We start from the raw sequence: 20,883 nt of genomic DNA on the forward strand, positions 1-20,883 counted from the left end.
GTAAGCTTTTGTTAATGATTTTGTTACATTTTTTCATGAGAACTGATCGACTAACAATGCAGTTAAGCACGACAATACTGCGATGCAGGCAGCTATCAACGGTGTATTAACCTCTAAGTTAGTAATCAGTTCACTCATGCACTCAATTCCCAATATTTAGCAGTTTCCATCGCCACTAATAAGCGCTGGATATCACTTGGATGTACATCACCAATATTACCAATACGGAAACAGTCAGCGTTTGACACCTTACCTGGATAGATAACAAAGCCTTGCTCTTTCAGACGGTTGTAAAATTCTTTAAATTGGTAATCACTGTGCGTTGGAGAGTAGAACGAGGTAATAATTGGTGAATGTAAGGACGCATCAAGTAGCGTATCAAAACCCAGCTTCGCCATTCCTGCGACTAAGGTCGTTTGGTTTTCTTGGTAACGTTGATGGCGCGCCGCAATACCGCCTTCTTCTTCAAGCTCCAATAACGCTTGGTAAAATGCACGCACTGTGTGGGTTGGTGAGGTAAAGCGCCACTTGCCACCATTTGTTTCCATACAATGCCATTGATCATACAGATCTAATGATAACGAGCGTGCTAGCCCTTTGCATTTTTCCAGTTCACTTTGGCGTGCAATCACAAAACCAAAACCCGGTACACCTTGAATACACTTGTTGGCTGAACTGATCAGGAAATCAACCCCCAATTCAGCCACATCCAGTGGAATACCACCAAAGCTCGACATCGCATCTAAGATAACGATTTTGCCATGTTGTTTAGCCATTTTTATTACATCATCAATAGGATTAAGCATGCCAGTTGTCGTTTCGCAGTGCACTATAGCGACATGAGTAATGCTGTCATCGGCGATTAATTTCGCTTCCACTTCTGCGATACAGGGTTGCGCTGTTTCACCCGGTGCAATCACGTCACAGGTAATATTTAAATAATCTGCAATCTGGGCTATACGGGCACCATAAGCACCGTTATCAACTACCAACAGTTTGCCATCAGCAGGAATAATACTGCCGATTGTCGCTTCTACCGATGCAGTACCACTGCCTTGCATCAATACACTGGTATAACCCGCTTGCTGGGTTGCTAGTTGAACTAACTTAGCGCGGATAACTTCAACAATGTCTTTGTTATATTCATCATCCCAAGTACACCAATCTTTTAGCATGGCTTCTCGTACACTTGCTGTAGTAGAAAGTGGACCCGGTGTTAGTAATAAATATTCATTTTTCATCTCTGCTTCCATTTGGACTATACCAGTTGATGAGAACTCTAGCAGTGGATGACTAGCTTGGTAAATAGCCCAACAGCAAAATTCATAAAAGGTTCATACTCACGAGTTTTAGAAAAACACCGGGACAAAAACGAAAATATAAAAACAGATGAAATCCCCTAATTAATTGAATTTAAATAAATTGATCATATTTCTGTCACAAAACAACTCTATCATCGAACTCAACAAATCTGGTGCAGACCAGAATCAACCGTTAATAATTTTTGGAGTTACACGAATGAAACAACGTTGGATTATAGGTTCTATCGCGGCCTTAGGCGCCTTATTCACTGCACCAGTATTTGCCGCAGAAGAAGTGGTGGTTTACACCGCATTTGAAACGGATGTGTTAGCGAAATACAAAGTCGCCTTTGAAAAAGCTAACCCAGATATCGAAATAAAATGGGTACGAGATTCAACAGGCATCATGACTGCAAAATTACTTGCCGAAAAAAATAACCCGCGTGCAGAAGTGGTTTGGGGACTCGCAGGGTCATCAATGGCACTGCTTAAAAAATCCGGTATCCTGAAACCTTATTCACCAAAAGGCGTCGAAAACCTGCGTACTAGCATGATTGACCCAGAAGAAAACAAAGCTTGGTATGGTAATGATGCTTGGTTTAATGCCATCTGCTTTAACGAATACGTAGCAAAACAGTACAACCTACCTAAACCAACATCATGGGATGACCTGCTTAAGCCTGTCTACAAAGGTCATATTGCGATGCCAAACCCAGCATCATCGGGTACAGGTTATATGCAAGTATCGGCATGGTTACAAACCATGGGTGAAGATAAAGGCTGGAAGTACATGACCAAACTGAATGAAAATATTGCGCATTACACCCATTCAGGTTCAAAACCTTGTGTACAAGCAGGCATGGGCGAAGTCGCTATCGGTGTATCGATGGCATTACGTGGCGCAAAACTAAAAACCCAAGGCGCGCCACTTGACGTGATCTTACCTGCCGGTGGTATTGGTTGGGAATCTGAAGCGGTTGGCCTCGTGAAACCATCAGCAGCAGCCAAGCGTGTTGTGGATTGGTCAATCTCAAAACAAGCTAATGAATTATATAATGAGTCTTATGCATTAGTCGGCCATAAAGATGTAAGTAAAACCGTGAAAAACTACCCAAATGTACAAGACGCGATGGTCGAAATGGACTTTAGTCAAATGGCCAATGATCGTAAAGATGTACTGCATACATGGTCAGAAAAATTCGATTCAAAATCTGAAGCAAGATAATGATTAATCAAGCTAATTAAACATCAAAGCTAACAAGCTAGGCGTTATTTATAATGCCTAGCTTTATTGTTTATAGACCATTATCATCCATATGAAAAATACTAAACACCCATCCTAAATTACTATAAATAATTGTAAAGATTACTAAAAACACTCTAACCGTCATCTAACTGTCATCAAACTGTCACTAACGCTACCTACCATACTGGTATAGTCCAAATAACTTATGAGTAGTCAGATGAGCACGTATCTCAACATCAATAACCTTGTTAAAAAATTCGGTAATTTCACCGCATTAAACGATATTTCTTTGCAGATCAATCAAGGCGAGTTCATCTGCTTTTTAGGACCTTCGGGTTGCGGTAAAACCACCCTACTTCGTGCGATTGCCGGATTAGATTTAGCAACATCAGGATCTATTTTACAAGACGGTAAAAACACTACCTTCTTGCCGCCAGAAAAACGTAATTTCGGCATTGTATTTCAATCTTATGCCTTGTTTCCCAACTTAACGGTTGCCGAAAATATCAGTGTGGGTTTACACAACCAAGGTAAATCAGTGGCCGAAGCGGTGGACATTGTTAACCATTGGTTGGGGATTATTGGCTTAGCTGATTCTGCGCCTAAATACCCGAACCAACTATCAGGTGGCCAACAACAACGCGTTGCACTGGCTCGAGCATTAGCATTATCACCAGGGTTATTACTGTTAGATGAACCACTTTCAGCACTGGATGCCCAAGTACGTTCTCATTTACGTGAAGAAATCCGTACCCTACAACGTAAACTCGGTATTACCACGATCATGGTAACCCATGACCAAGAAGAAGCCTTAGCGATGGCAGACCGTATCGTGGTCATGAATCACGGTGTAATTGAACAAGTGGGTACCCCACAAGAAATTTACGATAAACCCGCATCACGTTTTGTCGCTGAATTTGTCGGTAACATGAATTTCATTGCCAGTTCAGTGATCAGCAACCAGCAGATTCGTATTGCTGAAACCCTGCTACCAAAACCAAAAGAAACATTAAACCGTGGTGACATGTTTGACTTAGCTGTGCGTCCTGAAGACATTCAATTTAGTGATGATCCGCAAGATTTGCCCATACAAGTTAAAGCAATGGAATTCCAAGGGACTTATGTAAGAGCAGAGTGCCAACTTACGGGTAATATGAATGCACCTATGATTAAAGTTGACGTACCGATTCGTGACGTAAGAGCGCTCGGTTTAACCACTGGTGAATTCCGCGGTATTCGTTATAGCGACAATTACACCCATATATTCCCACGTAAACGAAGCAACTCATCAACCACAGTAAACACACAAGCGGTAGAGGCTTAATATGGATACGAGCATCAATAAAAAGCTGACTACGCCAAATTATATACAAAGACTCACACTGGCGTTTAGCCGAGATAGCGCCATTCTTGCCAGCATTTTAATTATCTTAACTGTGCTGATGGGCTTTTTCATTTTAGCGCCGATGTTCACCATGTTTGCCAAAAGCGTCCAAGATATTGATGGTCATTTTATTGGTTTAGCAAATTTCACCGCGTATTTTGCATCCAGTGCTATGCTCAATTCGATTGCAAATACAGTCACGGTGGGATTAGTAACAACAGCGATCGTTGGGGTATTAGCCTTTAGTTATGCTTATGCATTAACACGTAGCTGCATGCCATTTAAAACTTTATTTCAAATTATTGGCTCCGCGCCGATCTTAGCGCCATCATTATTACCAGCACTGAGTTTAATTTACTTATTCGGTAATCAAGGCATTGCCAAAGAGTTACTCGGTGGTGCATCCATTTACGGTATTGTCGGTATAACCATCGGCCTGACATTTTGGACCTTCCCTCATGCGCTAATGATTTTAACCACGGCATTACGCACTTCCGATGCCCGTTTATATGAGGCGGCAACCGTATTAAAAAATCATCCAATCAAAACATTTTTCATGGTGACGCTACCCGCAGCAAAATACGGCGTGATTAGCACACTCATTTTAGTGTTTACCTTAGTAGTGTGTGATTTTGGTGTACCCAAAGTGATTGGTGGCAGCTATAACGTGCTGGCAACGGATATCTTCAAGCAAGTCGTTGGTCAGCAAAATTTTGCCATGGGGGCTGTAACCAGTGTGTTACTGCTATTACCTGCAGTACTGGCTTTTGCCATTGATCGTCACGTGCAGCGTAAACAACAAAACCTATTTGATTCACGCTCTGTCGCTTATACACCCAAACCAGATAAATTACGAGACGGTATCTGTTTCTTATTCTGTAGTACGATAGGCTTGGCGATTATCACCATTATCGGCATGGCAATATATGCATCATTTGTCACATTTTGGCCATGGAACTTAACCTTAAGCTTTAACAATTATAACTTTAGTGAAGTGAGCACCTATGGTTGGTCCCCTTACTTTAACTCATTAACGTTAGCAAGCTGGGTTGCTGTTATTGGTACTATAATTATTTTTATTGGTGCCTACGTGATAGAAAAAGGCCGTGGTTTTGGCCCAATTCGTCAACTATTACAAATGATCACTATTATTCCAATGGCGGTACCAGGTATCGTATTAGGCTTGGGTTATATCTTCTTTTTTAATGACATAAACAACCCACTAAATGGCCTATATGCAACCATGATCTTACTGGTGGTAAATACCGTGGTACATTATTACACGGTTGGTCATATGACAGCATTAACGGCGTTAAAACAATTACCGGCAGAGATAGAAGCTATTTCAGCATCGATAAAAATGCCACAGTACAAATCATTCTTTGTCATTACACTGCCAATTTGTACGCCTGCGATTATGGATATTGCCGCTTATTTGTTTATCAATGCATTGACCACCACATCAGCCGTTGTATTCTTGTATGCAACCGATACAATTCCAGCCTCAGTGTCAGTATTAAATATGGATGATGCCGGACAAACAGGTTCTGCGGCAGCGATGGCTGTGATGATCTTAATCACCGCGGCGATCGCTAAAGTGATTCATTTAATTGCGGCATCGTTTATCAATAAACGAACTCAGGCTTGGCGTCAACAACATTAATAACAGGACCATTTATTGCTGCCTGGCACAACATCGCTAGGTAGCCCATCGCTCGACACCACTTGTTCGGCATAAAATAAATGAACTAGCATCAGAGGCTTTTGTGCAATACCTAAAAATTAAAGAAAAAATCCTACAGCAAATCGAATCGGGATTATTAACCTCAGGACAAAAGTTAACGTCAGAACGCAAGCTTGCAGAGGCATTCAATACTACCCGCGTGACGCTACGCGAAGCATTGTCTTTATTGGAATCTGAAGGTCAGGTATATCGTGAAGACCGTCGCGGCTGGTTTATTTCCCCAGAACCATTACGTTATGATCCAACCAATACCACCAATTTTCACAATCTCGCTCTTAGCCAACAACGCATTCCGAAAACAGAATTACTCAGTGCAACCATAGTACCAGCCGATAAACATATCGCTCAATTATTACAAATAACACCACAGACTGACGTGATCCGTATTCATCGCATCCGTTATTTAGAAGAACGTCCGGTTGTTCTTGTGACGAACTATGTATTACCTGAACGACTACCAAACTTACTCAGCCACGATCTATCGGCGTCATTAACCGATATTTATCAACAACACTATGACACGCTTTATCAAAGCACCCATTATCGGATCCGTTCATCATCATTAGTTGCCGACACTGCCGCCCCGTTACGTGCGACGTCAGGCTGCGCAGCCATGTATATAGAACGAGTCAATCATGATCAACATGGCCAGCTACTTGATTGTGATTTGGAGTATTGGCGCCATGATGCGGTAACGATTGAAGCGCAAGCGACTCGCCAGAAATGAACATGAGTAATAAACTATTCCAATAATTCATCGTATATAAGCATCAAACATCGCGCTTTAAAGAGTGAAATAGGCTGTACTTTGTCAATGATTAAAAATAATGTAACATATCAATCAAGCTCGACTAATATAGTCATTGAATGCCCTATGTAAGTACACGCATATTTAACACTCTAAATGATAGGAACTTTATCCATGGAATATCTTGAAAAACTACTAGAGCAAGCCCCTGAGATTGCCGCTATTTACGGCACAAAAATATTATTAGCGTTAGTCATTTTTATCGTCGGTAAATACCTTGCTGGCGTAATGAAAAAAATGACCTCAAAATTACTGCTTAAACGAAATATAGATAAAACAGTAGCTTCTTTTATAAGTAACATGGCATGGACGCTGGTATTTATATTTACCATCATCGCCACCCTTAGCCAGTTTGGGGTTCAAACAGCCTCTCTGGTAGCGATTGTCGGTGCCGCGGGTTTAGCGGTAGGTCTTGCTTTGCAAGGTTCACTTTCCAACTTTGCCGCGGGGGTACTTATCGTCATCTTCCGTCCTTGTCGCATCGGTGATTACATTGAAGCTGCGGGTGTAGCAGGCACAGTTGATGAAATTACTATCTTCTCTACACGTTTAATCACACCAGATAACAAAGTTGTGATCGCACCGAATGCCGCAATCATGGATGGTACAATTACTAACTATTCTGCATTAGGTCAACGTCGTTTAGACCTTGTGGTTGGCGTATCGTATGACGCAGATATTAAGCAAACGAAAGCGCTTTTAATTAATGTTATCAAAAACAACGAATTTACCCTACAAGATCCAGATTACACAGTAGGTATCCTAGAGTTAGCAGACTCATCAGTGAACTTCGCGGTACGCCCTTGGGTTAAGACTAGCGATTACTGGGGTGCTTATTTTAGCATGCAAGAAGAGCTTAAACTTGCACTTGACGCTGCTGGTATTGCGATCCCTTATCCACAATTAGACTTGCATATACAAGGTAATCCAACACCACCAGCAAGCTAATATTTAGCGATAGATAATTTTTATAGACTATTTACTATAAACAAAAATGGGAGCCAAATATGGCTCCCATTTTATTGCTATTAATCTTTTTAGCAGTCTTGATCACTCAAAGATCACGACGTTCAAATAACGGTCCTTCTTTAAAGCTATACCCGCTAATATGGCTATGCGGTAAGCTGCCCACCGCTTTGCCAAACTGGCGTTTATCTAAATTGATCAGATTCATGTGATCACCCGATTCAATAAACAATTGTTCCTGTTCAAACAACATATCATCCACCAGCATATCCATACCATAAATCTGCCCGAGTGAGGGGATAGCTCCAGGTTCACAATCTTGAAATAGCGTCGCTAATTCATGCTCTGCCAATAAGTAATACTGCTTTCCTGTTTGCCGATTAATCTCACCAATTAATACATGCTTGTTTGCAGGTACTACCGCCATGAGATAATCGCCGCCAATGTCGCGTAAAATGACCGCTTTAGTGACTTGTGAACTGGGAACGTGTGCAGATAGTGCAGAATTAAATGAACTTGCTGTGTGACGATGCTTAACTAAACTAAAATCGATATTGTGACTAGCCAAGAACTGGCCAACTTTGGTTGCCATACTCATTTCAGCCTCCATAAAATACTCTTTCAACAAGCAAAGTATGGAAGCTAAATCGCCACAACGCGAGTTAATCACGCATTATTTAAGGAATGATATTAGACTGCACTTATTCTATATTTACGCTGTTTGTAACGCAGTAAAATAATGGCTAATAGTGCATAGACAACCCCTTGAATTAACAACTGAGTTTGAAAATGTCTTACCATCTCAAAATCGGCGCCCATTTGATTTAATTGCAACAAACCTTGAATAGCGGCGGTACTTGGGAATAATTGTGATACTGCAACCAGCCAAGTTGGAATTTCACTCACAGGCCAAATAAAACCACTACTGAACAATACCGGCATTGAGCTAAATAAAATAACCTGTGTCGCGGTTTCAGCTTGGTTATACAATTGCCCTAAGGCCACCCCAAGACACACTACGGCCAACAAGAAAGGGACCAATAGCTTAAGGATATCCCATGCTGCTGCTAGGCGGTTGACACCATAAATATCCAATGCAAAACCAAAGTAATACAAACTAAATACCAGATACAAACTGAGGAACACGCAGCTACGCGCCAGTAACAACAATGTCGGTGATGCGGTTAACCAATAACCTTGCTCTTTCGCCCTTGAACGTTCGTTTTGACTGCCAGATAAGATACCACTGCCAATTAATAACGTTTGCTGCAAGATCAGAATAAACACCGCTGGCACCACATAATCCAAATAACCATTAACCTGATTAAACACAGGTTGCAGGTTTAACGAAGCGGGCTGCCATTGTTGCTTAGCTAACAAGATATTTTCTTTATCAACCGTTAATCTCGCCACTTTAATCTGCGCTGATAATGTTCCGCCCGCCTTCAGGATCCCCGATGCGATGGTCGAATACGTCATAAAGTAAGTAGCATCACCACCTAGTGATAAGGTGACCGCTTTTTTCATCAATAAATCACGGCGGAAATGTTCAGGAATAATTAAGAACCCTTTAATACCTCCTTGCTCAATTAACGCTTCAGCATCCCTGACAGAATCAACTTGACCAGTAATACGGGTATCAGGACTCGCATTAACCATGCGTATTAATTCGCGACTCATCGAACTGCGATCATAATCAATAACCACTATTTCAGCATTTCTTGATACCTGCTGAGAATACGGTAGCGGATACAAGATCGAGTACATAATAATGCCACCAAATATCGTCAACAAAATACTACGGTCGGCAAAAATACTTTTTATTTCGAGTACAACAAGTGCCAAGAATTTATTCATCTTCATGTCCCATTGCTGGCTTGTTTTTATTATTCAAAACGGCGAGATCACGATGGCGCTTAATACGAAATATTGCCACGACTAACGTCAATACAAAGAAGCCTAATGACGTGAGTTGCGGTAACAAGGTCATAAAGCCTTGCCCGTAATTAACCTGCCCTATTTGCAACTGCATATAATGCGTAATCGGTAATAACGAACGCCATATTTGTGCTAGCTGCGGCATACTTTCTGCTGGAAATGTCACTCCCATAAATGCAAACGCAGGAGCAGAATAAGCCGCGCCCATGCTAATTGCTTGAGTTAAATTCATCGTTAATGTAAAGATAAATAATGCTATCGCTTGTCCAGCTAATACCCCAGCGACCAGAATTAACAATAAATAACCCCAATTACCGTGCATGGGTAAACTTAAATAACCGTAAAAGAAACTTAAAAATAATAAACCATGGACAACAGAAAGTAAGGTATAGGGTAATAACTTGCCAATAACAGCACTAACGACGGCACCATCCGCACGCTGAAACCAGTTATTTTGGGTATTGTTTTTATATTCCAACCCAAATGCCAACAGCACCGACACCAAAATAAAGATTTGCCATAGCGCAGGAACCGCGGCTGTGACCAAGAAAGGTACATAGTTAGTTGACGTATTGTAAAGCGGGTTAACTTGCGTTGATATCGGCGCGACAGCCCCTTTAATCACAGCTAGATTCCCCCCACTCGCCAATGTTTTAACCGCATCAATTTGTGCTGTAAACGTGGCAAAGGTCTTCGCCATATTTGACGATACCAACTTACCAATTAACACGTACTGCGCATTGTAGAAAGTACTGACTTCTGGGGTCATCGCGAGATAAATTTGCTTTTCAAACTCACGCGGAATATGCACGACAGCATACACCTCACCACGCTGCATTAATGCTTTACCTTCGGCAAGACTTGTCAATTGAGCCGTCACCGCAAGCGAAGGACTGCCATCAATATAACGCACCAAACTGCGTGACAATCGGCTGTGGTCTTGATCAACAACCGCGACAGCAAGATCACGTGGAATACCCTGTGAAAAAATAGCATACACCAACAACATGCAAGCAATTGGTAACCAAGTCACCAGTGATAGTTGCCATTTCGATGCCAATATCAGCTGAATTTCCCGCTGCCAAACCGCTTTGACCTGAGTAATAAATAAACTCATCATCAAACCAACTTACTGCGCAGTCGCTGACGGAGCCAGCTCAACTAATACACTCATACCGACACGTAGATCTGCAATCGGCTTAACAGGTCTTGCTTCAATTTCAAAAGTACGTAAATCGAATCCTTTCGCACTGTCTGTCGATCGCCAAGTCGCATAATCACCCATCACTGCAATATGAGATATTTGATATTGGTATGTTGCCTCACCTAACGCTGGAATACGCGCCGTTAATAACGTGCCTTTTTTCAACCGTGGTAATAAATCCTCACGAATATTAAATACCGCCCAGCTATCGTTAATATCAACAATACTCACCACAGGAAAACCAGTCGGTGCAAGCTCACCCTCTTTTAATAATATCTGTACCACTTCACCATCACGCTGTGCGTATTGCTTGGTATCTTTAGTATAAGACTCGACTTCAGCAACCACACCTTCCGCCATGCGTTCTTGCTCGATAGCCGCTTGTTTGGTTTCTTTACGCGCCCCTTCTTTAGCCATTTGATAACCTTGATACGCGGCATTTTGAGTGTATTTAGCTGCTTGCCACTTGGTGTAGACTTCATCACGTTTTTGCTCAGGCAATACTCCGTCTTTATAAAGATTATCAACTCGCTGATAGGTTTTTTCCATCAACTCCGCTGCCGCTTGAGCTTTTTTCCACTGATCGTTAGCCGCAATAATTTGCTGTTCACGGGCACCTGATTCAGCTTGCTTACGCATCGCACTTGCCGCTGAACGACCGGCTTTTGCTTGCGCCAACTTAGCCTCTAATTCAGGACTCGCCAGTGAGAAGATTAATTGCCCTTGCCTAACCAATTCGCCTTTTTTTACGTCTACCGAGGCAATACGCCCCGGGATCTTAGACGATATATTATATTGCTCGGCTTCAATTTGACCTTGTAACAATATGCTTTTCGGCTCGTAAGCACTATTGAATTCAAATACCAGCCAGCCAATAACAGCTAGTGCGACTACCGCAATGATGCCTGTTTTAACGTTACTCATTTATTTAACCTCGATACCATTGATTTGTAGATAGTCCATAAAGCGATCGATATCGCCGCTAACAGATAGTAATTGTGCAAGTGATTTAACATAGTTATAGCTTGCAGACAGACGCTGAACACGAATACTCGTTGCATATAACTGTGCATCGGCCATTTCCAGTGATGTTGATAGACCTTGGCTAAATGCCTTTTGACGCAGTACCACAGTTTCTTCTGATAACGCTTGGCTCGATGCCAAAGAATTATATTCTTCTAACGCTTGGCTCATTTCGGCATAGGTTTTCTCCACTAGAATGGATAAATCTTGCTGCATTTGCATTTGTAATAAGTTCACCCGACGTACCGAACTTTTTGCTGCAACAACTTCTTGCGAAGTACCTGAACGCTCAATAATAGGAATACGAACACCAACACCTACCATCCATTCAGGTACCGATTGGCCCATAACAGAATCATCAGAATATAAATTATAATTACCGTACAGCATCACTTCTGGTAAATGCTTAGCGAAAGCCATTTCAACCATGCCTTTGGCTTGTTCTCGTTTGGCATTTAAGATCGCAATACCTGGATGGTCTGTTAATGTTTTGCTTAAGTACGGCGTAACAGAAGTAATACTATTATTCACAAATAACGGCGTGGTTGGTAATACCGAATCTTGCTGTTTTAACATCTTGGTTAACGCAAGTTTGGCAATTTCATAATCACGTAGCGATTTTTGCGCTTCAATTTGCGCTTTGTCTAACGAGACTTGCGCCATAAGTCGTTCAACTTTGGCTATTTGACCTTGCTGTTCTAATTTGATCGCGTGATTAAGGTGATCGGCTAAAGCATCCACCGCATCGAGACGAACTTGATACACTTGCTCGGATAACACCACCCCAAAATAATACTGCACCAATTGCGTAAATGTCGCACGCGTCGCTAAATCATAATTACTTTCCGCTTCACTCACTTGTGCTTCACGAATATCTTGTGCCGCGGTAATTCGACCGCCAGTATAAATCGGCAATACTGCATTCAATGAAGAGTGAGCTACATTTTGATTGGATAACGGGACACTATTAGGGAGCATTCCAGCTATTATAGGGGAAATAGCACCCACTTTTCCTTTCGCCCCAGATGTATCGATTTCTATCGGTTTATCTAAATGAGTATATGACCCAGTAATATCAACATTCGGCAAATAGAGCGACTTCGCTGCACTCTGTAATGCTTCAGAGTGCTTCACTTCTTCTTTTTTTGCTTGCAATGCATCATTTTTCTGTACTACTTGATACCAAGCTTCAGAAAAATCGATAGCAGCTGCTTGTACATTACAACTTAATGCAATGGCAGAAATAACGCCATAAAATACTTTTTTCATACTTTATTCCTAAAATCACGCCGTTGTGGCATAGCCAGTTGATATTAATTAAATTAATATCAAACAATTAAACAACGATGGGTAATATTTTCAATAACTGTACACACGGTCACGTTTATACAATAACAACTAAAAGTAGAGCTTATACTCTAAAAATAGAATACGGAAGATGACAATGAATAACCAAAAACGAATGATAACGTATAAATTTGTTGATAACTATGTCAGTGTTAGACTAATTTTAATAACCCTTAGCTCATAAGCGCACAGCTGCGGATGTTAATGCGCCATAGTTAGGTCCATAAAAAACGTAAAATTGCATTTAATTATCATATTCCGATGGTGTCTTATGGCTTAGGTGCGTACAATTATGCCCACGAAATAACTGAGAGAAAATCGATGCCTTGGATCCAATTAAAAATTAATGCTAACGAAGAAACAGCTGAGAAGATAAGCAACATGCTATCTGGCGCAGGAGCAAGTGCTGTTACATTTATGGACTCACAAGATACACCAATCTTTGAACCACTGCCGGGTGAAACACTGCTTTGGGGTGATACTGATGTAACAGGTTTGTTTGATGCAGATAAAGACATGCAGCCAATCCTCGCTTTCTTAGCAAAAACCAAGGTATTAGGTCCAGATTTCCGCTATAAATTAGAATTATTAGAAGATAAAGATTGGGAACGCGAATGGATGGAAAACTTTCATCCAATGCAGTTTGGTGAGCGTCTATGGATCTGCCCAAGCTGGCGCCCAGTACCAGATGAAAATGCCGTTAACGTCATGCTTGACCCAGGTTTAGCATTTGGTACTGGTACCCACCCGACTACCGCCTTATGCCTAACATGGTTAGATGGCCAAGATTTAGCTGGTAAAACCGTTGTCGATTTCGGTTGTGGCTCTGGTATCTTAGCAATCGCAGCACTTAAACTAGGTGCAAAACGTGTGATCGGGGTAGATATCGACCCACAAGCTATCTTAGCAAGTCGTGATAACGCTGAACGTAATGGCGTTGCAGACCAGATTGAATTGTATTTACCCGCAGATCAACCTGAAGGTATCAAAGCTGATATCGTGGTTGCGAATATCCTTGCAGCACCACTACGTGAGCTATCAGGGCTTATAGTCAGTTTCTTAAAACCAGGTGGTAAACTGGCCTTATCTGGTATTTTGGATCACCAAGCAGCAGAATTGAACGAAATTTATCGTCAGCACTGTATCATGGATGAACCAACATTCTCTGATGAGTGGGCACGCTTAAACGGCCAAATTAAATAATATTAGCCATACTGTTTATTCTACATAAGCAAATTCAAAAACGAGGCTTGTGTAGATAAAACGAACAGTAAGTACGTAAAAAACGTGCTAACAGTAATTAATCAGGCTAAAATGCAAGCTATCTTAATTTCACATTTAATCTAAGTGAAAATTGAATAATAAGTAATTTAGCTCGATTATCTGTTGTTATAATTTGATTTTGAGGTGTTTTTTTTACTATTTAATGATTTTAACTAAAAAAATATTCAATAGTCTAATTATTAACCTTTTAACTCGGGTGAAAACTGCGTAACATACGCCGCCTTAGAGCAAATGAGCCGCAACAGATGAAAATAGGTCCTTATCTTCTGGATAACCAACTATTCTTGGCTCCAATGGCTGGTGTTACTGACCGCCCCTTCCGTCAACTTTGTCGTGAATTGGGTGTTGGTATGGCCGTGTCAGAGATGCTATCGAGTAACCCTCGAGTTTGGTCTTCAGAAAAATCGCAACAGCGTATGGATCATGCTGGCGAAACCGGGATCCGTTCAGTGCAAATCGCAGGTGCAGATCCGGCGTTGATGGCAGCAGCCGCGCAGCATAATGTAAAAAATGGTGCGCAGATCATTGATATCAACATGGGTTGTCCTGCGAAAAAAGTGAATAAAAAAATGGCTGGGTCTGCATTAATGCAACATCCGGAGCAAGTGAAGCTAATCTTAGACGCGGTAACGAACGCGGTTGATGTACCAGTAACACTAAAGATACGTACCGGTTGGGATCCAGAAAATCGCAATGGTATACAGATAGCAGAAATCGCAGAGCAAGCTGGAATTCAAGCCCTTGCGGTTCATGGTCGTACTCGAGCCTGCCTGTATAAGGGCAATGCAGAATACGACACTATAAAAGCGATTAAAGCTAGCATTAGCATTCCTGTGATCGCGAATGGTGATATTGATAGCCCAGAAAAAGCAAAGCAGGTACTTGAGTACACAGGAGCAGACGGTCTTATGATCGGACGTCCCGCTCAAGGTAATCCTTGGATTTTTCGGGAAATAAATCACTATCTTAAAACAGGTGAAAAATTACCCGTACCAACTGCAGACGAAGTTCGCCGAGTCATTTTGCAACATGTCGAAAACCTACACCAGTTTTACGGTGAGTTTAAGGGCGTTCGATTTGCACGCAAACACGTCGGTTGGTACATACAACACCAGACTAATGGTGTTGAGTTTCGTAAAAGCTTTAATGCATTGGAGAGTTCTGCTGAACAACACCTTGCATTAATGAAATATTTTGATGATTTAAGCTAACGAGAAGAGCAATATATGTTTGAACAAAATCTGGCTCCTAGTGCCCTAACAACTACTGCAACCGTGCAACAAGCTGAGCAAATTGTACAGAAACCATTACGTGATTCTGTCCAACAAGCACTACGAAATTACCTTGCACAATTAAATGGCCAAGACGTAGAAAACCTTTATGACTTGGTATTAGCAGAAGTTGAAGCGCCAATGCTAGATATCATTATGCAGTATACTCGCGGTAACCAAACCCGTGCAGCTGTGATGATGGGCATCAACCGTGGTACTCTTCGGAAGAAACTAAAACGTTACGGTATGAACTAAGCGTCATTGTCATAACGTAATGTAATAAAAAGCCAGCCTTGATAAATCAGGACTGGCTTTTTTTATACACAAAATAAGATGTACCAATATAATGAATAAATTATATTTCCGGCGTTAATACTTGATATACATATCCGGGTAATTCAGTACTCAACTTAGTCGCTAATCGTTGCTCTAATAATTGCTCACTTTGTGCAGAGATCTTAAATGGCCAACGTTTATTACTAATACTGCGGCTGCCATCCATCACATTCAATACAATGTTTCCACGTAACCAATACCATGCCTGACGTTGTTCTACAGCGCCTTTATCCAATGTTAATACTAGTTTGTACTGGCTATCATCTTTTAGCTGTACGCCAACCTCTGACGCCCCTCCCTGCAAAGACAATAACGCTTGCTCATCTGTTGCCAATGTTGAAAATGATAATGCAGCTAAACGGCTTTTAATCATTTTAGTTAAGGTTTCGACCGAATATTCAACGTTAATGTCATTCCCTGTCACAACTCGTAGATTATTATTGTCATTTAAGCGTGTGATTTGGCGCTGACGGGCACTTTCTAATGAACTAAGGGCAATAAGAGGGTTCGGCGCTTGCTGCTCAGCATACTTCACTGCTGCACTTGTTTGTTCATCTGCAGCGCGTATTGACTGCATAAATAATGCCGCCGCAGGTGCTTTCTTCATTACTGCGAGACTAGACTGCTGGCCGCTAACCGGATCCTGCCAGCGTTCGACAATACGGGTGCCTTGCAGTACTTGTTGCGCTTGCGTGTTTACAAAACGAGATAAGGTTTGCTTGTTATCGACCTGACGAATAGTACTGCCACTGGCATTACTTTGACTGATACTTGCTTCGCTAAAATCAATACTTTCATCAGCAATCGATACTTCAAAAATTTTTGCTAAATTAGCTAATGCACGATTATCTGCCACACTAGCCGATTTCGCTTGACCAGATGCGCTTAAATAAACGTTTTCAGGATAGTTAACATCAGCACCGTCTAACCAAGCTGGACGTTCAGGGGTACTACTACACGCGCTCATCAAGATTGCAGCAGCAGAAATTAAACTGGTAGAAAAGAATTTATTTATCATATGTTCGAATCCTGTAACAAGCCGTTACTTGAACGCTAGCCCACATTGAATACAGGGCCAGCAATTCATGAATAACTAAGGTGATAAGGTGTAGTATGCCTTTTTAGCGGCACTTGAATAGAATAGTAAAACGGTTTTACCCGGCTTCAATAACAAAGGCTTCGCACTAACAACAACCGGAACATCGGTAATATTCGTCATTGCTACCGTCTCTGAACTCGGGTCATCCATACTAACAAGGTTATCTTTATCATTAGCAAGTGTTGTATTTGACTGTGGTAAACTAAATCCGTTGTCAGATTCAGCTGCACTATTGGCAGCCTTATCGCTAATACTTGCTGTTGCATTAACTAATGCTGGGTCAACTGATGCTGCTAATACAGGTATAACGGGCGCGATATCAGTAACAGATAAGCCTCTAGTCTGGCTTGGTTGCTGTAAATAATAAGCGCCTGGATCTAATGCCAAACGTTGCACTTGAATACTCGCCGGTAGCATATTCCAGCTACGTACATCAGCCATTTCACTGACCATGCTAGTAACATTCAATAACAAGGTCGCTAATCCACCCTCGTCATTTTTCTTCACTTCGTGTAATGCAGTTTGTTTAATAATAACCCGCGCTAATGCTGCTGCATATATATCAGCAGACTCAGCATCAAGATCGGCACGTGCTAATAAGTTTACATCATCAAATATTTCAGTTTCGGCCGTTTTACCAAGTACGCTAAAGCGCCAAGGTACAGGTTTAACATAATCATTGTCATAATAAGGTAATGCCAAGGAAATGTTATAGCCTAAACTTGGTACATAAACACTTAAATAACGTTGTTGCTTCGCTGATACAACACCGCCCCAATACACTAAAATCAACTGGCTTTTATTGCGATCAGGCGACTTTACGTCATGCCCAAATTCTTTCACATATGTAGCATGTTCAGATCTGAGGCCTAATTGCTTTGACGCAAGCAGTAAACTGTCTTGCAATACAGTCGGTATCTTGATCTTACTGGTTTGCATTACTTGGTAAGCTTGACGATAACTGATCATGGCATTATCGGTTTCACCGCCAAGTTCATACACCAAACCGCCCAAATAATAACTACTTGATACTAGCCCTGATAATCCATTATCCGACAGCCCTTTTGCCAACTCTTGCATTTGCAATACTTCAACACGGGCGCCATCAAGGTCATCTTCCATCAAGTAAGACAAGATCAATAACTGCTGTAATAACATTCGTTCACTGGCAGTACTGGTATAGCTCCGTAACGTTTCATTAACCGTTACAGCGCCTATATTTTCGCTAACACTTAACGCTTGTAACTGATTAATTTCAGTTTTAGCGGCTTGTAGTTCACGAATACCACCCGCAAAATCACCATTTACAGCCCGCAATAAGCCTAATGTCAGTTTATATTGGGCTAAGTCACGCTCGGGGTATTCCCGTTGCGCAACGTCGGCCAATACCTGACTGGCATTACCATTATCTAGCGTTTGTGCCAAATCATTGAGTTGATGCTGCTGCAACGAGCAGCCTTGCAACAAGCTAAATACGATAATCGCGAGATAACGCCGCGAACGTAAAAATGTTAATACAGCTTTCATTACGACCTATTAATAACGTAGTTTACCGTTAGACACGAGTTTCTTCAGTTTCTTCTGACCAACCCATACTTTGCGGTTATCCGCTAGGCTGATTAGGCTTAAATCAACTTGGTAATAACGTACTTGCTCGCTAGATGCAGTATCAAGAATTGTGTTGATCTGACCTTTAAGGATAAAGTCTGCACCTTTCTCTTGGCCTGCAGCTTTACGTGTTGATTCAGAAGAATTTAAATCTTGGTCAATACGCTCTTCACGGATCTCGCTACGTTCGTCACTTGATGCAACAAACTCAACACGACCACTGTTAATTAATTCACGTTCCATTTCATTAACAAATGTTTTGGTATTAATGTGTTCATGGCTTAAATTACGCACAGAACCCACGATCACAGCAGGTGCTTTACCTGTTTTTGCCGCGAAGTTGCTATACCAAGGACGCGCTAGCGCATCGCTGATCATTTCCTGCGCTACCATTTGTGAGTCAGTATCATTCCAAGCACCACTTAAATCTACCGTTTGACCCGCATCAATACGCTCTACAGAGGTACTACAGCCGGCTAATAATGACGATACTAAGATCGAGCCTAATACTAATTTGAATAACTTATTCATTGCTATTTTCCTTTCCAATTTGACGAACGACTATTAATAACTTACTAAATACGGTTACTGCTTTGATTCTAATGCTGCTGCACGCTTAATTGCCGCTTCAAGATCAGACAGGTCTAATTCTGCAAAAGCATAAATATCGCCATTGTCTGGGTTCTTCCAACGGCCAATAATTTTCACGCCATTCAGTGCTAATTTCGTTTTCGCTTTAATTTCGCGCTCAACATTAGCGCTTACTTCACCATTGGCAGCGGCTGTATAATCAGCCTGCATCGCATCAACAGATGTCGCTAGGATACGCGCTATTTCGGCACGTGCACGACTATCTGCAACAGATTTTTGTAAAGATTCGTCAGCAATGCCATTTGACATCCCTACACCGTGTAATAGACGGCCTGAATCATTTTCAACTGCTTGTGTACCAATATTAACCCAATCAGGTGCACCACTAACGCCTAAGTCGCTGTCAATGCTGGTTTGACTAGAACATGCTGATAATAAAGCCATTATTCCGGCTGCGACCGTAACTTTCAATGTTGCTATTTTCATGATTAACTTATCCCTAAAAAGTGTTTAGATAATATATAGTATTATAATTTAAAATAATATTTAGCCAAATACACTTACGTAGCCTTTACACAAGCATAAAAAAACCAGGCAATCTACCGATAGTCTGGTTTATTTTGTTCAAATTTACCGATATCGGTAGCTATGACAACTAAATTATCAAATAGTTATGACTTATATCGCATCCATTTGATCTAATGGCCAACGTGGGCGTGCAGTGATCTCTAAACTGTCATCGCCACCGTGACGTAAACGCTGTAAACCGGCATACGCGATCATCGCGCCATTATCAGTACAGAACTCAATACGCGGGTAAAATACTTCGCCGTTTTGCTTATTCATCATTTCTGCTAATTTGATGCGTAAGTATTTATTTGCACTTACACCACCAGCAACAACCAGACGCTTAATACCGGTTTCTTTAATTGCTCTTCTTAACTTAATCGAAATGGTATCTACAACCGCTTCTTGGAATGCAAACGCAATATCAGCACGGGTTTGTTCATCAACCGCATCTGCACCCGCTTCTTCTGCTAACTTCTTTTCTTTAGCAATCGTATTCGCCGCGAATGTTTTTAGCCCTGAGAAACTAAAGTCTAAGCCGGGACGATCAGTCATTGGGCGTGGAAACTTATAACGTCCAGCGACACCGTTATCTGCTAATGCTGATAATCTTGGGCCACCAGGGTAATCTAAGCCCAGCAGTTTCGCGGTTTTATCAAATGCTTCACCGGCAGCGTCATCAACAGATTCACCCAGTAATTCATATTGACCAATACCATCAACACGCACGATTTGAGTATGACCACCCGACACTAGCATCGCTAAGAAAGGAAAATCTGGGGTTTTCTCTTCAAGCATTGGCGCTAACATATGACCTTCCATATGGTTAATACCTAATGCCGGAATATCCCACGCATAAGCGATACTACGACCAACCGTCGCCCCCACCATTAATGCACCAACCAGTCCAGGACCCGTTGTATAGGCAATACCGTCAATATCATCTTTAGTACAGCCCGCTTCTGCTAATGCGGCTTTAATCAGTGGAATAATTTTACGCACATGATCACGTGACGCTAATTCCGGTACCACACCGCCATAATCGGCATGCAGTTTTACTTGGCTATAAAGTTGATGAGCCATTAGCCCTTGTTCATCACAATAAATTGCAATGCCGGTCTCATCACATGATGTTTCTATTCCTATTACGCGCATTTTATTCATTC

The 20,883-nt window shown here is 41.6% G+C and carries 19 protein-coding genes; 8 read left to right on the plus strand and 11 right to left on the minus strand.

Annotated features, from left to right (window positions below; translation table 11 throughout):
• Positions 1 to 134: 134 nt before the first annotated feature.
• Positions 135 to 1,241 carry a 2-aminoethylphosphonate--pyruvate transaminase gene (gene phnW / locus HWV01_RS20410; RefSeq protein WP_211673251.1) on the minus strand — a complete coding sequence of 369 codons (1,107 nt, stop codon included), beginning with the start codon at positions 1,239 to 1,241 and terminating at the stop codon, positions 135 to 137.
• 277 nt (positions 1,242 to 1,518) lie between these two features.
• Here phnW and HWV01_RS20415 point away from each other — a divergent pair, with 277 nt between their 5' ends.
• From HWV01_RS20415 to HWV01_RS20435, 5 genes are all read left to right on the plus strand, one after another.
• The gene (locus HWV01_RS20415) at positions 1,519 to 2,526 is read left to right on the plus strand and encodes a putative 2-aminoethylphosphonate ABC transporter substrate-binding protein (RefSeq protein ID WP_211673252.1); all 1,008 of its coding nucleotides are present in this window, start codon (positions 1,519 to 1,521) and stop codon (positions 2,524 to 2,526) included.
• 238 nt (positions 2,527 to 2,764) lie between these two features.
• A complete protein-coding gene (locus tag HWV01_RS20420; RefSeq protein ID WP_211673253.1) occupies positions 2,765 to 3,871 on the plus strand; it encodes a putative 2-aminoethylphosphonate ABC transporter ATP-binding protein in 1,107 nt (368 codons plus the stop codon).
• Position 3,872: 1 nt separating this feature from the next.
• Positions 3,873 to 5,594, plus strand: a complete 1,722-nt coding sequence (locus HWV01_RS20425) for a putative 2-aminoethylphosphonate ABC transporter permease subunit (protein WP_211673254.1) — start codon at positions 3,873 to 3,875, stop codon at positions 5,592 to 5,594.
• Positions 5,595 to 5,697: 103 nt separating this feature from the next.
• Complete coding sequence (gene phnR, locus HWV01_RS20430) at positions 5,698 to 6,402, plus strand: phosphonate utilization transcriptional regulator PhnR (protein ID WP_211673255.1); 705 nt, start codon at positions 5,698 to 5,700, stop codon at positions 6,400 to 6,402.
• A gap of 195 nt (positions 6,403 to 6,597) precedes the next feature.
• On the plus strand, positions 6,598 to 7,431 hold the full coding sequence (locus tag HWV01_RS20435; RefSeq protein WP_211673256.1) for a mechanosensitive ion channel family protein: 834 nt from the start codon (positions 6,598 to 6,600) through the stop codon (positions 7,429 to 7,431).
• Positions 7,432 to 7,537: 106 nt separating this feature from the next.
• On the opposite strand, the gene HWV01_RS20440 is transcribed toward HWV01_RS20435, so the two are convergent.
• The 5 genes from HWV01_RS20440 to HWV01_RS20460 all read right to left on the minus strand — a co-directional run bounded on the left by HWV01_RS20440 (position 7,538) and on the right by HWV01_RS20460 (position 12,883).
• On the minus strand, positions 7,538 to 8,047 hold the full coding sequence (locus HWV01_RS20440; protein WP_211673257.1) for an aminoacyl-tRNA deacylase: 510 nt from the start codon (positions 8,045 to 8,047) through the stop codon (positions 7,538 to 7,540).
• A gap of 92 nt (positions 8,048 to 8,139) precedes the next feature.
• The gene (locus tag HWV01_RS20445) at positions 8,140 to 9,306 is read right to left on the minus strand and encodes an ABC transporter permease (RefSeq protein WP_249185390.1); all 1,167 of its coding nucleotides are present in this window, start codon (positions 9,304 to 9,306) and stop codon (positions 8,140 to 8,142) included.
• Positions 9,299 to 10,507 carry an ABC transporter permease gene (locus HWV01_RS20450; protein WP_249185391.1) on the minus strand — a complete coding sequence of 403 codons (1,209 nt, stop codon included), beginning with the start codon at positions 10,505 to 10,507 and terminating at the stop codon, positions 9,299 to 9,301. The genes HWV01_RS20445 and HWV01_RS20450 overlap by 8 nt, the downstream gene beginning before the upstream one ends.
• Before the next feature lie 9 nt (positions 10,508 to 10,516).
• Positions 10,517 to 11,515, minus strand: coding sequence for an HlyD family secretion protein (locus HWV01_RS20455; RefSeq protein WP_211673259.1), 999 nt, complete (start codon positions 11,513 to 11,515; stop codon positions 10,517 to 10,519).
• Entirely contained in the window at positions 11,516 to 12,883 is a 1,368-nt protein-coding gene (locus tag HWV01_RS20460) for a TolC family protein (protein WP_211673260.1), read from the minus strand.
• 399 nt (positions 12,884 to 13,282) lie between these two features.
• On the opposite strand from HWV01_RS20460, the gene prmA reads away from it, so the two are divergent.
• The 3 genes from prmA to fis all read left to right on the plus strand — a co-directional run bounded on the left by prmA (position 13,283) and on the right by fis (position 15,771).
• Positions 13,283 to 14,164: a 50S ribosomal protein L11 methyltransferase gene (prmA, locus tag HWV01_RS20465; protein ID WP_211673261.1), complete on the plus strand. Its 882-nt coding sequence runs from the start codon at positions 13,283 to 13,285 to the stop codon at positions 14,162 to 14,164.
• A gap of 326 nt (positions 14,165 to 14,490) precedes the next feature.
• A complete protein-coding gene (gene dusB / locus HWV01_RS20470; RefSeq protein ID WP_211673262.1) occupies positions 14,491 to 15,456 on the plus strand; it encodes a tRNA dihydrouridine synthase DusB in 966 nt (321 codons plus the stop codon).
• A 15-nt stretch (positions 15,457 to 15,471) separates the two neighbouring features.
• Positions 15,472 to 15,771: a DNA-binding transcriptional regulator Fis gene (gene fis, locus HWV01_RS20475; RefSeq protein ID WP_045108812.1), complete on the plus strand. Its 300-nt coding sequence runs from the start codon at positions 15,472 to 15,474 to the stop codon at positions 15,769 to 15,771.
• Between the two features lie 100 nt (positions 15,772 to 15,871).
• On the opposite strand, the gene HWV01_RS20480 is transcribed toward fis, so the two are convergent.
• From HWV01_RS20480 to tsaD, 5 genes are all read right to left on the minus strand, one after another.
• The gene (locus HWV01_RS20480) at positions 15,872 to 16,870 is read right to left on the minus strand and encodes an LPP20 family lipoprotein (protein WP_211673263.1); all 999 of its coding nucleotides are present in this window, start codon (positions 16,868 to 16,870) and stop codon (positions 15,872 to 15,874) included.
• Positions 16,871 to 16,945: 75 nt separating this feature from the next.
• Complete coding sequence (locus HWV01_RS20485; protein WP_211673264.1) at positions 16,946 to 18,478, minus strand: hypothetical protein; 1,533 nt, start codon at positions 18,476 to 18,478, stop codon at positions 16,946 to 16,948.
• A 9-nt stretch (positions 18,479 to 18,487) separates the two neighbouring features.
• Positions 18,488 to 19,090, minus strand: coding sequence for a penicillin-binding protein activator LpoB (locus tag HWV01_RS20490; RefSeq protein WP_211673265.1), 603 nt, complete (start codon positions 19,088 to 19,090; stop codon positions 18,488 to 18,490).
• Between the two features lie 54 nt (positions 19,091 to 19,144).
• Positions 19,145 to 19,636, minus strand: coding sequence for an LPP20 family lipoprotein (locus HWV01_RS20495; protein ID WP_211673266.1), 492 nt, complete (start codon positions 19,634 to 19,636; stop codon positions 19,145 to 19,147).
• A gap of 192 nt (positions 19,637 to 19,828) precedes the next feature.
• A complete protein-coding gene (tsaD, locus tag HWV01_RS20500) occupies positions 19,829 to 20,872 on the minus strand; it encodes a tRNA (adenosine(37)-N6)-threonylcarbamoyltransferase complex transferase subunit TsaD (RefSeq protein ID WP_211673267.1) in 1,044 nt (347 codons plus the stop codon).
• Between the last annotated feature and the right edge of the window lie 11 nt (positions 20,873 to 20,883).

The organism is Moritella sp. 5, assembly GCF_018219455.1.
Lineage (GTDB): Bacteria > Pseudomonadota > Gammaproteobacteria > Enterobacterales > Moritellaceae > Moritella.